The following is a 14,781-nucleotide window of genomic DNA, read 5'->3' as shown; positions in this document are numbered from 1 at the left end:
GAATGGCCGCGGACCGGTATCCGTCCGTAAAGATGCGGATGCGTTGTGGAATCGACGGTCTCGCGCGCGGTGGGGAGGCGTCGTGGACGACTACGCGGACAAGACGGGACGGTTGCTCGCCGACCGCTACCGCCTGCCCCGCACCACCGCCGATTCGCACCAGTTGACGGAGTCGGTGGCCTACGACACGGCCAGCGGGCAGGAAGTGCTCGTGCGCCAGGTGCCGTTGCCCGAGATTGTCGAGGCCGAGGTACTGGAGGACGGCGGCGACCCCGTCGCCGGCACCGCACAGGGCGCCGCATTCCGCGGCTCGGTCGGGCGCGCCACCCGCAGGCCCGCCGATCCCGCCGTCCGGCGGGCCCTCGAGGCGGCGATAGCGGCTGCGCGGCTGCCCGACCACCCCAGGCTCGACCAGGTCTTCGACGTCTTCGTCGAGGGTGACGGCCTGTGGATCGTCAGCGAGTTGCTGCCCGCCACGCCACTGGCGACGCTGCTTTCGCACCAGACCCTGACCGCGCACAGAGCCGCGGAGATCGCGGCCGATCTGCTGACCGCGCTGCGCGTGGTCCACGCGCACGGCTGGACCCACCGGAACGTCACCCCGCGCACCGTCCTCATCTGCGACGACGGGCGGGCCCTGCTGACGGGGCTTGCGGTCGGCGCGGCCGAGGAGGCGCTGTGCGGATACAGCCCTCTGCCCGACTCCGAGCGAGTGGCGCTGCCGCCCAGCGGCAACATTCCGGGGGAGCCGCGGCGTGGCGGCGGTGCCGGGGGCGGGACGGACGAAGGCGGGCAGCGGCCGCAGGCGGGGCCCGAGGGGGCGCCCGTACCGGCGTCGTTGAAGGGCATCGCGCTTCCCGAGGGCTTCGACGAACGGCAGGCGGACCAGGCGGACCAGGCGGACGACCCGTACGGGCGCGGGGGTGGTTCTGGCCCCAACAGCGCTGCGGGCACGGGCACTTCGGGTGCCGGCGGCTCACCGCGCGGCATCTTCGGCCTCCAGAGCCTTGGGAACGGCACCGGCACCGGCACCGGCTCGGCACAGCAGGGCGGCGGGCCCGTGCGCCACGGGTACGAGACCGGGGGGCGCGGACCGCGCAGCGGCGCCGTCGCGGCATATCAGGCGGGCGCACGGCGCGGCGCTGCCGCCCGTGTGCGCGGCACGGAGAGCGGTGAAGCGGAGCGGGAGGACCGGCAGGAGGGGCGGCAGCAGGACGAGGGGGGCGCGGGGGAGGACTGGTGGAACCGCCCCAGATCGGCGCCTCCGGCGGACACTCGTCACGCCACGCCGGACGACTACGTGCGCTGGTTCCCGTCCGGGGAGGACGAGGTCACCCCGAGCGATCTGCCGGGTTCACGTCCGCCCAACAGCCTTCCGGTGAAGGCCACTTGGCGTCCGGCTGAGCCCGGGCCCGAGTCCCGGCCCGGGCACGGTCGCGAGGGCGGACCGGAGGGCTCCCGGTACGCCGACGTCCCTTACGACGCCGATGTTCCCTACGCCGAGGGCGAGTTCGGCAAGGGTCCGCGCAGCGAGGACCCCTACAGCGAGGACCCCTCCAGCGGTCACCACGACGACGACCGGTACGACGCGGACCAGTACGCCGGGGCCCGGTACGGCGAAAGCTCCTACGGCGAAAGCCCGTACGGCGAAAGCCCGTACGACGAAGGTTCGTACGGCGACGGCCCGTTGGCCGACGGCTCCGGCAGCCGGCCCTGGGGCGGCGAGGGTGCCGAGGAGCACGGCGCGCCGCAAGGCTTGCACGGCCCCGCCACGGCGCTGGCCGCCGAACGTGCGCGGCAGGCGCGCATGACGGTCGTCGGTGCGGTCAGCGAGCGGTGGGCGCCCGAGCAGGCGGGGCCGGTGCATCAGAACTGGCGGCTGGCGCCGCCGGTGGGCCCGTCCGCGGACCTCTGGGCGCTGGGCGTGCTGCTCTTCCGTGCCGTGCAGGGCCATGCGCCCTACCCCGAGGACGATGTCGCCGAGCTGGTGCAGATGGTGTGCGGCGAACCTCCCGCGTTCGCGGAGGAGTGCGGCCCGCTGCGTCCCGTCGTCGAGTCGTTGCTGCGTCAGGACCCCACGGAGCGGCCGGACTTCGAGGAGCTGAGGGGCTGGCTGCGGTCCCTGGTGCGCTCGGCACCGGAGCCGGAGGTCGGCTGGCACACGGTGTACGCCCCCTCCCTGGACCCCGGCGGCACGTCGGATCCGAGACGGCTGCCGATCCTGCGTCGTCGCGGCGAACTCGTACGCAGACGGCGGGCGGCGAGACGCGCGGCCCGCGCCGAGCAGCGACAGCAGCACCGGCATCAGCCGCGGGAACAGCGCCGCCAGAAGCAGCAACGACCGCGGGCCGCCCCGCACCAGGCCCCGCCCGATCAGGGCCTCCACCATCAGGTCCCGCCCGATCAGGACCGCCACCATCAGGCAGCAGCCGATCAGGCAGTGCGTCATCAGACGCAGCGCCGGCAGCCCGGCCCTGTCCCGCCCCTGCCCCGGCAGGCACCGGAAGCCGGGCGCGAACGGGCCGCGCACGGGCGGCGCCGGTCCGCGCGGGAGAAGAAGCCGCGGCAGGGTGCGGGCCCCCGCAGGCTCGGCGGCGTGCTGGTGGGGCTCGTGCTGGCGGGTCTGGCCGCTGCACTGGCGTACGCGGTGTGGTTCATGCCCAAGGGCGATACGAACGGCGCCTCGAACCAGCAGCGCGGCTCGGTCGGGGGCGAGAGCAAGCCCTCCTCGCAGCCCGGTGACGGCAGTGACGGCAGCGGCGACGGCGATGGCGATGGCGACGGTGGAGGCGGCGCCGGGAAGCAGCGGCCGCCCGCCGCCGGCAAGGCACCGAAGGGCTACAAGCTCAGCCAGGACCCCGCGGGCTTCCGGATCGCCGTTCCCGACGAGTGGAACCGCCGCTCGACGACCGGCCGCGGCCAGGTCCGCTACAACGGCGGCGAGATCGAGATGGTCGTCGTCAACGGCCGTGACAGCGTGGGGAAGTTCGGTAACGACCCGATGGCCTACCAGAGCGACGACGAGCCCGAGCTGAAGGCCTACCGGGCCTCGGACTGGGCGTCGACGTCGGGACTGCGGCGCATCGACGTCGGTGAAACCGCCATGGCCGAGGGCACGTTCAGCTGGAAGGACGGCGGCCGCGACGTGTACGCACGCAACCGTGCGATGATCCTCGACGGGCGCTACCACGTACTGATGGTGATGGGCTCGAAGGGCAAGAAGCAGGAGATCGACCGGCATTTCGAGGCCGTGGCCGACACCTACCGCTCCACAGGGCGCTGATCTGCGTACGCCGTGCCGCGGCCGGGGTGCCGCGGTTCCCGGGCCCCGGCCCGGTGCCGGGGCCGGAGACCTGAGCCGGCACCGGCCGCCCAATCGTCACGCCAGCGTTCACTGGCAGATTCGGTGAAAGTGGTTACCGCCGGGTATGCAGCGTGTTTCCCGGGTCGTACTCTCTCTCGCATGACGGACACGCAGGACACCCGCTCCCAGAGCAACGGCGAAGACCGCGGCACCGCCGGTGGCAGCGCCACATCCGAAGGCACTCCCGGCGGCAACCCGGTGGCCGCCGCTCCCACAGGGGTGCGCACGGCCGCCGACGTCGTCACCGCCGAACTCGTCGAGGCCCTCACCGAGGGAGTGATCGGCAGCGGTCGCACGTCCAGTCACACGCCGTTCACCGGCAAGAAGCTCGCCGAGCTGCCGGAGTCGACGCCCGAGGACGTCGCCTTCGCCTTCCACCGCGCCCGCGAGGCACAGCGTGCGTGGGCCGCGACGCCCGTACGGGAGCGGGCCGCCGTCCTGCTGCGTTTCCACGATCTGGTACTGGCGCGGCAGAGCGAGGTGCTGGACCTGATCCAGCTGGAGACCGGCAAGGCGCGGCTGCACGCGCACGAGGAGGTACAGGCCGTCGCGGTCGCCGCACGCCATTACGGGCGGCGTGCCCCCGCCTATCTGCGTCCCAGGCGGCACACGGGCGCGTTCCCCGTCCTGACCAAGGTGACGGAGAACCGTCATCCCCGTGGCGTCGTCGGGCAGATCGCGCCCTGGAACTACCCCTTCGAACTCTCCGTCGGCGACGCCCTTCCCGCCTTCGCCGCGGGCAACGCCGTCGTGATGAAGCCCGACACGGAGACGGCGCTGACCGCCCTGTGGGCGCGCCGTCTGCTCATCGAGGCCGGGCTGCCGAAGAACGTGTGGCAGGTCGTCATCGGTGAGGGCCATGTGGTCGGCCCCGCGGTCGTCGAGCGCGGCGACTACGTCTCGTTCACCGGCTCCACCAGGACCGGCCGCGGCGTGGCGCAGAAGGCGGCGGAGCGCCTGGTGGGCGCCTCCCTCGAACTCGGCGGCAAGAACGCCATGATCGTGCTGCCCGACGCCGACCTGGACAAGGCAGCGGCGGGTGCGGTGCGCGGCGCGTTCTCCTCCGCGGGCCAGCTGTGCATCTCGATCGAGCGGCTGTACGTGCACGAGTCGGTGGCGGACGCGTTCGTGGAACGCTTCGTCGCCCGTACGAAGCGGATGCGGCTCGGTTCGGCACTTGCCTACGGCGCCGACATGGGCTCCCTCGTATCGCAGAAGCAGCTCGACAACGTCAGCCGGCACATCGAGGAAGCGGTCGCCAAGGGCGCGAAGGTACTCGCGGGCGGGCGCGCACGGCCCGATGTCGGGCCGCTCTTCCACGAGCCGACCATCCTCGACGGCGTCGAGTCGCCGATGGCCGTGTGCACCGAGGAGACCTTCGGCCCCGTCGTCTCCGTATACCGCTACTCGGACGTGGACGAGGCCGTGGAGCTCGCCAACTCCACGGCGTACGGCCTGAATTCGAGCGTCTGGGGCCGCAACGGACGCCAGGCGCGGGAGGTCGCGGCACGGCTGCGCAGCGGCACCGTCAACGTCAACGAGGGTTACGCGGCGGCTTACGGCAGCGTGCAGTCCCCGATGGGCGGCATGGGCGACTCCGGCCTCGGCAGACGGCACGGCAGCGAGGGCATCCTCAAGTACACCGAGTCGCAGACCGTGGCGCACCAGCGCGTGCTTCCGATGGCGCCGTCCTTCGGCATGGACGACGCGAAGTACTCCCAGTTCATGAGCCTTTCCCTGAAGGCGCTCAAGGCTCTCCGCTTCCGCTGATCCGGGCCGGCGCCCGCCGAGCCGGCCCAGCCCGACGAACCGCACAACCGATCCCGAGCCGAACCACTCGCACCGGAGGCCCACCGTGCCCGAGGAGAACTCCGCCCAGAATAAGGGCGGTTCGTACGACTACGACGTGATTGTCATCGGCTCCGGCTTCGGCGGTTCCGTCTCCGCTCTCCGTCTCACGGAGAAGGGGTACAGCGTCGGAGTGCTGGAGGCGGGACGCCGCTACACCCGCGAGACGCTGCCCAAGAACTCCTGGGACACGAAGAACTACATATGGGCGCCCGCGCTCGGCCTCTACGGCATCCAGCGCATCCATGTGCTCAGCAACGTGATGATCCTGGCAGGCGCGGGCGTCGGGGGCGGTTCGCTGAACTACGCCAACACCCTCTACGTTCCGCCGCCGGCCTTCTTCCAGGACCGCCAGTGGGGCCACATCACCGACTGGCAGGAGGAGTTGAAGCCCTTCTACGACCAGGCGCAGCGGATGCTCGGCGTACGGCTCAACCCCACGATGACGCCCTCGGACGAGCATCTGAAGACGGCCGCCGAGCGGATGGGCGTCGGCGACACCTTCCACATGGCTCCGGTCGGCGTCTTCTTCGGCGACGGCCAGGATGCCGACGGCAAGGCGACGACCGAGCCCGGTGGCGAGGTCGCCGACCCGTACTTCGGCGGAGCCGGCCCTTCGCGCAGGGCCTGTTCGGAGTGCGGCGAGTGCATGACGGGCTGCCGCCACGGCGCGAAGAACACCCTCAACGAGAACTACCTCTACCTCGCCGAGAAGGCGGGCGCCGTCGTCCACCCGATGACGACGGTGCGCGAGGTCGAGGAACTGCCGGACGGGCAGGGCTTCGCCGTCACCTGCGTCGCGACGGACAAGCGCAAGGGCCCCCGGACGGTGCTGCGTGCCCGCAAGGTGGTCATGGCGGCCGGCACGTACGGGACGCAGACCCTGCTGCACCGCATGCGCGACACCGGCACCCTGCCGAGGCTCTCCGAACGCCTCGGCGAGCTCACCCGCACCAACTCCGAGGCCCTGGTGGGCGCGCAGACCATCGAGCGGCGCTACCGCAAGAAGTGGAAGGACAGCCGGAAGCTCGACTTCACGCGGGGCGTCGCGATCACGTCCTCCGTCCACCCCGACGAGCACACGCACATCGAGCCCGTCCGCTACGGCAGGGGCTCCAACGCGATGAGCGCCCTGACCACTCTCCAGGTGAACCACGACACGAAGCTGCCCAAGCTGCTGGGCCACCTGGTCACCTGCCTGCGGCACCCGAACCTGTTCCTGCGGTCGCTCTCCGGACGCAAGTGGTCCGAGCGGATCATCATCGGCCTGGTGATGCAGACCCACGACAACTCCCTGACCACGTACCGGAAGACGAAGGGTCTCGGGAAGGGACTGCTCACCGCACGTCAGGGACACGGCGCGCCCAACCCGGCCTACATTCCCGAGGGTGCGGAGGCCGCACGGCATCTCGCAGAGGACATCAACGGCTTCGCCGGGACCAACCTCGGGGAGCTGATGGGCATGCCGCTCACGGCGCACTTCCTCGGCGGCTGCCCGATCGGCGCGGACGCCGCAAGCGGGGTCATCGACCCGTACCACCGCCTCTACGGGCACCCGGGCATCACCGTCGTGGACGGCTCCGCCGTCTCCGCGAACCTCGGCGTCAACCCCGCGCTCACCATCACCGCACAGGCGGAGCGCGCGATGTCCCTGTGGCCGAACAGGGGCGAGGAGGACGCGCGTCCCGAGCAGGGATCGCAGTACGTACGGATGGCGCCGGTGGCGCCGCGCGCACCGGTCGTGCCGGACGACGCGTTCGGGGCGCTGCGGCTGACCGTGCTGCCCGTCCCGAAGGTGCCTGCCAGGCGGCAGGAGACGGCGGCGAAGGAGAGCGCGGAGGTGGAGTAGTCCCCGAGTCGCCGCCCCCGCCCCGGCAGCTCTGCCGGCGGGGGCGGGCTCGCGTACACGCTGGGGACCCGTGCACACGCAAAGGGCCCCGTGGCGCCGACCGGGTGGTGGCCGGCGCCACGGGGCTCTCGGCGTCCAGCAAGGGCGTCAGGGCAGCGCCCGGCTGGAGAAGCGGCACCGGGGGGTAGTGCCGCCTGGCCGTCGTGGCTGCGGCAGCAAGCTGCACAGCAGGTCAACGGCCGGGTCCTGAAAGGGAGTTCGTGTGCATCGTGCTGGATGCTCACGTGCCGCGCAAGGCGTCGGCCCCACGGTCACGGCATTCGTACCGACCGGCCGGAACTTTTACCGTCGGCCGACAATCTCCCGAGAATCTTCCTGACTCGCGGATTCCCGTTCCGTGGAGTGGCCGGTCCAGGGCGTCCCCCGGACCGGCCAATGTCTCCCCGCGCGGGGAGAGTTGGTGACCGGGCTGCTGTCCCCTGCTGACCGGTCACTCGCGCCGGAGCGAGGTCCCACGACACTTCCGTCCCCGCCCACGAGGAGGAACGGGCGTCTCATCGCTGCGATGGCGCGCCCCGAACGCCGGACGTCCGGCGGGCATCGGGGTCACCGGGACCAACGAACCCGCTCACGCGGCGGTCACGCTCCTTACGGGTGACCGGTGCGCCGCGGATTTGCCGCGTTGTGCGAACGATGCGCCGGCCGAAGGCGGTACGTGCCCCGGTTCACGGCTGCGCGCTGCACAGCGCGAGCAGCGTCATGGCAAGTTGCGTGCCGGGACGGCCCAGTTCGCCGCGGTAGCGGTTCAGGATCTCCATTTCACGGGCCAGGCCCACGGCGTCGCCGGTCCGGGAGCTCTCTCCGGTCCGGCTCTCTCCCGCTCCGGTGTGCGCCTGCCGGATGCTTGCCGCGACCGCCCTGCGTTCCTGCACGAGCGCGATGATGCGGGCGTCCAGGTCGTCGATGCGGCAGCGGACTCCGGCTCCGGAGCCCTCTCCGGACTCGCCTCCGCCCCCCATGCCTGCCTCCGTCGTGTCCGGGGTGGTACGCCCGGTGGTCTCTGCGGCTTCGGTGCTCATGGTGTTCACGTCTCCGTCCTCGTAGGTCGTACGTACGGCGGAGCCCCGCACCTCGCGGCCCGGGAAGGGGAAACGACGAGCGCCCCGGGCCTTGTCGGCCCGGGGCGCCCGGTGAGTCGCTCGTCAGTGGATCAAGCAGCTCGACCACGGCGGCCTTGAGGGCCGGATCCGTAGCCGAACCAGAAACTGGTGACGGGCAGCTCGAACATGCCCGACAGTATGCACGAGCCTGCTGCGGAGGCCGGGCAGCCCCACGGGCGCCTCCCGTTAGAATCGGCCGTACGAAGCGAGCACGTGCTCCGCGCTCCGGCACGGCGTGCACAAGCGCCGTCCACGCCGTCCCACGCTCCCGTACCACCGCCGTAAAGGCCGAAAGGCAGCCGCTCCGTGGCATCAGCGCCCGCCCCCCGGGGCTCAGGCTCCCCGGAATCCGCCTCCGCATCTCCGGACGCCCCGGAGACCGTCCTCGTGGTGGATTTCGGCGCCCAGTACGCGCAGCTCATCGCGCGCCGTGTACGTGAGGCACGGATCTACAGCGAGGTCGTGCCCTCCACCATGCCGGTGGAGGAGATGCTGGCCAGGAACCCGAAGGCGGTCATTCTCTCCGGTGGGCCCTCGTCCGTGTACGCCGACGACGCCCCGTCGCTCGACAGCTCGCTCTTCGACGCCGGCGTCCCCGTCCTCGGTCTGTGCTACGGCTTCCAGTTGATGGCCCAGTCCCTCGGCGGCACCGTCGACAACACCGGCAGCCGGGAGTACGGGCGCACGGATCTGTCGGTCTCGAAGGGCGTCTCCACGCTCTTCGAGGGCACTCCCTCGCACCAGCAGGTGTGGATGTCGCACGGCGACGCGTGCTCCGCGGCCCCCGAGGGCTTCACGGTCACCGCGTCGACGGACTTGGTCCCGGTCGCCGCGTTCGAGAACGACGAGCGCAGGCTGTACGGCGTCCAGTACCACCCCGAGGTCATGCACTCCACGCACGGCCAGCAGGTGCTGGAGCACTTCCTCTACCGCGGCGCCGGCCTCTCCCCGACCTGGACGACCGCGAGCATCGTCGACGAGCAGGTCGCGGCGATCCGCGAGCAGATCGGCAGCAAGCGCGCCATCTGCGGGCTGTCCGGCGGCGTGGACTCCGCCGTGGCCGCCGCCCTCGTCCACAAGGCCGTCGGTACGCAGCTGACCTGCGTGTACGTCGACCACGGGCTGATGCGCAAGGGCGAGACGGAGCAGGTGGAGAAGGACTTCGTCGCCGCCACGGGCGTGCAGCTGAAGGTCGTCGACGCCGCCGACCGCTTCATCACTGCGCTGGCCGGAGCCTCCGACCCGGAGCAGAAGCGGAAGATCATCGGACGTGAGTTCATCCGGGTCTTCGAGCAGGCGCAGGCAGAGCTCGTCGCCGAGGCGGGCGCCGCCGGTGGGTCCGCCCACGACTACGCCTTTCTCGTGCAGGGCACCCTCTACCCCGACGTCGTCGAGTCCGGCGGCGGCACCGGCGCGGCCAACATCAAGTCCCACCACAACGTGGGCGGACTGCCGGAGGACCTGGAGTTCGAACTGGTCGAGCCGCTGCGGAAGCTGTTCAAGGACGAAGTCCGCATGGTCGGCCAGGAGCTGGGCCTGCCGGAGGAGATCGTCCAGCGGCAGCCGTTCCCCGGCCCCGGCCTCGGGATCCGCATCATCGGCGAGGTCACGCGCGAGCGCCTCGAGGTGCTGCGCGAGGCCGACGCCATCGCCCGCGAGGAGCTGACGGCCGCCGGCCTGGACCGCGAGATCTGGCAGTGCCCGGTCGTGCTGCTGGCCGACATCCGCTCCGTCGGCGTGCAGGGAGACGGGCGCACGTACGGGCACCCCGTGGTGCTGCGCCCGGTCTCGTCCGAGGACGCGATGACCGCGGACTGGTCGCGGCTGCCGTACGACGTGCTGGCCCGCATCTCCACCCGCATCACGAACGAGGTCTCCGGCGTCAACCGCGTCGCGCTCGACATCACGAGCAAGCCGCCGGGCACGATCGAGTGGGAGTGAGCGGCGGCGCACGGGGAGGGTGCCCCAGGCGCGCCACCCGTCAACGCGGCGTTGTGCTTCATGCCTCTGAGTGACCAGGAGGCCGTCCCCGCCCGCTACGGTGGGCACAGGGCCAAGAATCCCGTCCATGGGAGGAACCATGACCGCCGAGCCCGTGCCCACCACCGGCGATTCCCAGGATGCTGCCCCGCGGTGGCCCGTGCCGCCGCGGCAGGGCTACACCGTGGACGACCTGTTCAGTCTGCCTGACCTCCCGCCGCACACTGAGTTGATCGACGGGAGCCTGGTCTTCGTGAGCCCACAGCGGAAGTTCCATTCGCTGGCGATGTACTTGCTGGAGCGCGGGATGCGCGGCACGGTTCCTGAGACCTTGCGTGTGCGCCGGGAGATGGCGGTGGTCCTCAGCCCCGGCACCGTACCGGAACCGGACATCTGCGTGGTCCGTGCCGAAGCGGACAAGGACGGGCGCCAGACTCGCTACGAGGCGGAGGACGTCGTGCTCGCGGTCGAGGTCGTCTCGCCGGACTCCCAGGAGCGGGACCGCGACACCAAGCCGCACAAGTACGCGCGGGCGGGCATCCCGCACTTCTGGCGCGTGGAGATGTCCGGTGACGAGGACCGTCCGGTGGTCTATGTCTACGAGCTGGACCCGACGACCATGGTGTACGCCGTCACGGGCATCCACCATGATCAGCTGAAGCTCTCGGTTCCCTTCCAGGTCGACATCGACCTCACCGAGATCGACCACCTCTAGAGACGACCGCCCGGGCCAGGCCCGATGAACTCGGAGGTCCGGCGTCCGCGGCGGTAGGTTTCCCGGGTGACCGATATCGGGGGGTGGCCCCGCCGCCTGGACAGTCGGAAGCGGATCGTCGGGGCCGCCGCCGCGGGAGTGGTGCTGCTCGGAATCCTCGCGGCGGTCTTCGTTCCGTACATGAACGACTGGTGGGTCGCCCGCAACGCATGCAGCGGAGCGCTGCCGCACGGGGTCCTCGACGACATGGGCACGAAGCCGATGGACGACGACGGACACCTGTATGGACACGAGGAGACCGTGGACGCTCCGCTCGGCAGATACCGCTGCGAGGTGAACGACGGCGGCGACGGCCGCGGATACCGCTTCCGTGCCTCGGCCTACACCGCCCGCGACGACATCGACGGCCACCTCTCGGAGGACTTCTCCGGCCGTGAACCGGCCCGGCTGGCGCTTCCGGCGGGGCTGCCCGGCTACGAAACACCGCGCGGCGACCTCGTCGTGACGCTGGCCTGCCTCCGGCGGGGCACGGAAGCCTCGGGGAGGCCGCGGCAGTTGCACACCAGGGCTCAGATCCCCGGCTACTTCGGTGAGGGCGATTCCGGGGGCGAACCCGCTGCGGGCACGTCGTACGACGCCGGTGCGCGTGCCGCCGTCTCCTTCGCCAACAAGGCGGCGGAGAAGCTCGGTTGCGGAGCGGAACCCCTTTCCGTACCCGCGAAGGTGACCCGGCCCGAACCGGTGCCCCTGGGACGTACGGGCGGGACGCCGTGCTCGGTCCTCGCGCACGCGCCCGTCGCTCCGAAGAGCGCCTGGAGCGTGGAGGTACGGATGTCGGAGCGTGCGCCGGTCGGCAGCTGTCTGCTGAAACGCGACGGCAACGGCACCGGGCCGGGTCGGACGGCCGGGGGGAAGGAGGCGCTCGACCTCACCGCGTTCCACGGCGACTTCTCCCGCCGCCTGTGGAAGGCCTTCGGCAGGAAGGAGCCGTGGGTGAGCGCGACCCAGGGGTGGGCGACCGCGCGCTGCGACGGCGCGGACGCCGCCTTCCGCGTCCGGGCGCTCGGCGGGGACGGCGGGGCGCCGGTGCTGAACGCGGAGGGAATGCGGTCGCTGCTGGCCGGCTTCGCCGAGCGGCAGGCCGACCGGTGGAGCTGTACGAAGCCACGGGTGCCCTCACGGGTCCCGGCCGGCCCGCCCCGCACCTGACGGTGTGCGCCGTCTTCCGGGCATCGGGTGCTCCGAGCGAAAGTCGGCGGCCGGACGCGATTGCCCGGCCCCCGCCGCTCAGCTGCCCGCGGTGCCGTCGATCCGCTCGCGGAGCAGATCCGCGTGCCCGTTGTGCCGCGCGTACTCCTCGATCAGATGGACCAGGATCCAGCGCAGGGAGACGCTGTCGTCGCCCATGAGCGCCGCCGCGTCCGCCGGGAGTCTGCCGGAGTCGTCGAGGGAAGCGGTGGCGATCAGCTCCCGGCCGTGCTCGACCTCGCGCTTCCAGAGGGCCATCGCCTCGCCCATGCCACGCCCGGGCACGAGCGTGAACCCGTCCTCCTCTTCCCCGTACAGCCGTGGGACGTCCTCTCCGGCGAAGATCCGCCGGAACCAGTTGCGTTCGACTTCCGCCATGTGCTGAACCAGCCCGAGCAGTGTCATCGACGAGGGCTTCACCGGCTGTTCGCGCACCTGAGTGTCGTCGAGGTCCGCGCACTTGAGGGCCAGGGTGGCCCGGTGGAAGTCCAACCAGCCCTCCAGCGTGGTGCGTTCGTCGGCGTGCGGGGCGGGGACGGGACGTCCGTCCGGCATGGTTCGGGTCATGGTGGCAGCCTTCCACGCCTCCGCCTCCGGGGCCGCCCGGTCCGCCCACAGACGGCGGCGGTCACCGCCCCGCTCCGATGAGTCCCGTCCCCGGCGGCGGTCCGCACTGCCGCACGGACATCACGTACGTCCTTGGGACGCACGGTCGTCCGCCCGTCCCGCGGACGCCGACGACGCCCACACGAGCAGGGCGAAGCCGAGCGCGAAGCCGAGCATCGTCACCACCCCTCGCGGGTGGAAGATGTGGCTGTCGAAGAACGACCAGCAGCACACCAGCAGCACCGCTGTGCCCGGCAGCACGCGTGCCCCGTGCCTGAGGCACAGCGCGACCGACGCCGCGACCACCGCGACGGCCAGGCACCACACGCCCGCCTGACCGAGCGCGTCACCGGTGTGGAAGAGCGGGTTGACGACGCGGCGGCGCTGCTCGCCGCCGTGCTCCTCGGCGACGCCCGCCCCGATACCGGCGACGGCGTCCAGTCCCGTGTAGAAGCAGGCGTAGCCGAAGGCCCCGGTCCATGCGACGACGGTGGCCACGCCCGGCACGTCAGGGCGCGGCCTTCCCCACAGGGGCACGACCAGGCCCAGCGCCAGCAGCGGCCAGACGGGCAGCAGCCAGATGTGCATCTCGGCCCACATCGCGGCGTTGTGCGGCCGCAGTCCGGCCGGGTGCGTGAGCCCGAACCCGGCCAGCACGAGGGGCGCCGCCACGACGAGGACGATGTCGCGGATGAGGCTCTTCCAACGGGGTACGGGCATGCCGTGATGGTAGGTGCGCTGCGGCCGGTACGCCCTGCCCCGTACGGCACCGTCACAGAAGCGAAAGATCCGGCGCCGCCGGGGAGGTGAAGGGTTTCGCGCCACCCCTTCCGGAATGCGCCGACCGCGGAAGGGCGCAGGTCCTGCCCTCGTACGACACCGGCCGGAGGTCGAGAAACACATGCGCATCAAGTTGCTGGGCGGCTCAGGGCTCCACGTGAGCGAACTGTGCCTGGGGACCATGACGTTCGGCCGCGAGACCGACGAGGAGACCAGCGGCGCCATCCTCGACGCCTTCGTCGAGGCGGGCGGCAACTTCATCGACACCGCCGACGTGTACTCCACCGGCGGGTCCGAGGAGATACTGGGGCGCTGGCTGAGCAGGCAGCGGCGCGACGATCTCGTCATCGCGACCAAGGTCAGGTTTCCGATGGGCGACGGCCCCAACGACCAGGGCCTGGGCCGCAAGCACATCGTCCAGGGCGTGGAGGCGAGCCTGCGGCGGCTGCGAACCGACCACATCGACCTGTACCAGGTGCATGCCTGGGACCCGCACACGCCGCTGGAGCAGACACTCTCCACCCTCGACTCGCTCGTGCGGGCCGGCAAGGTCCGGGCGGTGGGCGCGAGCAACTTCACCGGGTGGCAGTTGCAGAAGGCGGTGGACATCTCCCGCAGCCGCGGCTGGGAGCCCTTCACCTCACTTCAGCCGCTGTACAACCTGCTCGACCGGGAGGCCGAGTGGGAGCTGCTCCCGGTCTGCCGGAACGAGGGCCTGGGCGTGATCCCGTGGAGCCCGCTGCGTGGCGGCTGGCTGAGCGGCGCGATCCGGCGCGGCATGGAGGAGCCGCCGAGCGGAAGCCGGGTGAGGACCGCGGAGAGCAGGGGCTGGAGCGAGTCGTGGAGCGCCTACGCGGAGGACGAGCGGACGTGGCGCGTACTCGACGAACTCTTCGCTGTCGCCGAGGAGTCGGGACGTCCTCCGGCCCAGGTGGCGGTCAACTGGCTGCTCCGGCAGGACGGTGTGACCGCGCCGATCGTCGGTGCGCGCACGATGGAGCAGTTCGCCTCCCATCTCGCCGTTGTGGACTGGGAGTTGGAGTCCACGCAGGTGAAGCGGCTCACCAGTGCCGCGCGGCGTCGGCTGCCCTATCCGTACGGTTTCCAGAAGGGCGGCGGCAGCGACGACTGACTCGGCTGCCCGGAGACCGGTTGCCGTCTTGTTCCCTCCTGTCCGGTTGGATCGGTAAATCCGTTATGCCTGCGGTCTTTTCGGGCATCTTCCCCGCTC

The 14,781-nt window shown here is 71.4% G+C and carries 10 protein-coding genes; 7 read left to right on the top strand and 3 right to left on the bottom strand.

The genetic code is table 11. The features are described from left to right. Positions 1-82: 82 nt before the first annotated feature. From EV375_RS14655 to EV375_RS14645, 3 genes are all read left to right on the top strand, one after another. Positions 83-3,283: a serine/threonine protein kinase gene (locus tag EV375_RS14655; RefSeq protein ID WP_130299845.1), complete on the top strand. Its 3,201-nt coding sequence runs from the start codon at positions 83-85 to the stop codon at positions 3,281-3,283. A 180-nt stretch (positions 3,284-3,463) separates the two neighbouring features. Then, positions 3,464-5,134, top strand: coding sequence for a succinic semialdehyde dehydrogenase (locus EV375_RS14650; RefSeq protein ID WP_130299844.1), 1,671 nt, complete (start codon positions 3,464-3,466; stop codon positions 5,132-5,134). Positions 5,135-5,219: 85 nt separating this feature from the next. Beyond that, entirely contained in the window at positions 5,220-7,061 is a 1,842-nt protein-coding gene (locus tag EV375_RS14645) for a GMC family oxidoreductase (protein ID WP_130299843.1), read from the top strand. A gap of 725 nt (positions 7,062-7,786) precedes the next feature. Here the strand turns inward: EV375_RS14645 and EV375_RS14640 are convergent. Continuing rightward, positions 7,787-8,140, bottom strand: coding sequence for a chorismate mutase family protein (locus EV375_RS14640; protein WP_130299842.1), 354 nt, complete (start codon positions 8,138-8,140; stop codon positions 7,787-7,789). 468 nt (positions 8,141-8,608) lie between these two features. On the opposite strand from EV375_RS14640, the gene guaA reads away from it, so the two are divergent. The 3 genes from guaA (at position 8,609) to EV375_RS14625 (ending at position 12,125) form a co-directional block, all read left to right on the top strand. Beyond that, entirely contained in the window at positions 8,609-10,162 is a 1,554-nt protein-coding gene (gene guaA / locus EV375_RS14635) for a glutamine-hydrolyzing GMP synthase (RefSeq protein ID WP_486588487.1), read from the top strand. 127 nt (positions 10,163-10,289) lie between these two features. Further along, complete coding sequence (locus tag EV375_RS14630; RefSeq protein WP_130299840.1) at positions 10,290-10,916, top strand: Uma2 family endonuclease; 627 nt, start codon at positions 10,290-10,292, stop codon at positions 10,914-10,916. A 66-nt stretch (positions 10,917-10,982) separates the two neighbouring features. Further along, on the top strand, positions 10,983-12,125 hold the full coding sequence (locus tag EV375_RS14625) for a hypothetical protein (RefSeq protein WP_130299839.1): 1,143 nt from the start codon (positions 10,983-10,985) through the stop codon (positions 12,123-12,125). 78 nt (positions 12,126-12,203) lie between these two features. On the opposite strand, the gene EV375_RS14620 is transcribed toward EV375_RS14625, so the two are convergent. Beyond that, positions 12,204-12,731, bottom strand: a complete 528-nt coding sequence (locus EV375_RS14620) for a DinB family protein (RefSeq protein WP_130299838.1) — start codon at positions 12,729-12,731, stop codon at positions 12,204-12,206. Positions 12,732-12,851: 120 nt separating this feature from the next. Next, positions 12,852-13,490 (bottom strand): hypothetical protein, encoded by a 639-nt coding sequence (locus tag EV375_RS14615; RefSeq protein WP_130299837.1) that lies wholly within the window; start codon positions 13,488-13,490, stop codon positions 12,852-12,854. A gap of 181 nt (positions 13,491-13,671) precedes the next feature. On the opposite strand from EV375_RS14615, the gene EV375_RS14610 reads away from it, so the two are divergent. Further along, positions 13,672-14,682, top strand: a complete 1,011-nt coding sequence (locus EV375_RS14610; RefSeq protein WP_130299836.1) for an aldo/keto reductase — start codon at positions 13,672-13,674, stop codon at positions 14,680-14,682. The last annotated feature ends 99 nt before the right edge of the window (positions 14,683-14,781 follow it).

This window comes from Streptomyces sp. CNZ301 (assembly GCF_004217425.1).
Note: the sequence above shows the minus strand (reverse complement) of the source record. Positions and strands in the feature narration are given on the sequence as shown.

Bases quoted from the DNA above. Each gene is read 5' to 3' on its own strand.
- EV375_RS14640 (WP_130299842.1), bottom strand. From the start codon at position 8,140: ATGAGCACCGAAGCCGCAGAGACCACCGGGCGTACCACCCCGGACACG.
- EV375_RS14650 (WP_130299844.1), top strand. From the start codon at position 3,464: ATGACGGACACGCAGGACACCCGCTCCCAGAGCAACGGCGAAGACCGC.
- EV375_RS14610 (WP_130299836.1), top strand. From the start codon at position 13,672: ATGCGCATCAAGTTGCTGGGCGGCTCAGGGCTCCACGTGAGCGAACTG.
- EV375_RS14630 (WP_130299840.1), top strand. From the start codon at position 10,290: ATGGGAGGAACCATGACCGCCGAGCCCGTGCCCACCACCGGCGATTCC.
- EV375_RS14620 (WP_130299838.1), bottom strand. From the start codon at position 12,731: ATGACCCGAACCATGCCGGACGGACGTCCCGTCCCCGCCCCGCACGCC.
- EV375_RS14615 (WP_130299837.1), bottom strand. From the start codon at position 13,490: ATGCCCGTACCCCGTTGGAAGAGCCTCATCCGCGACATCGTCCTCGTC.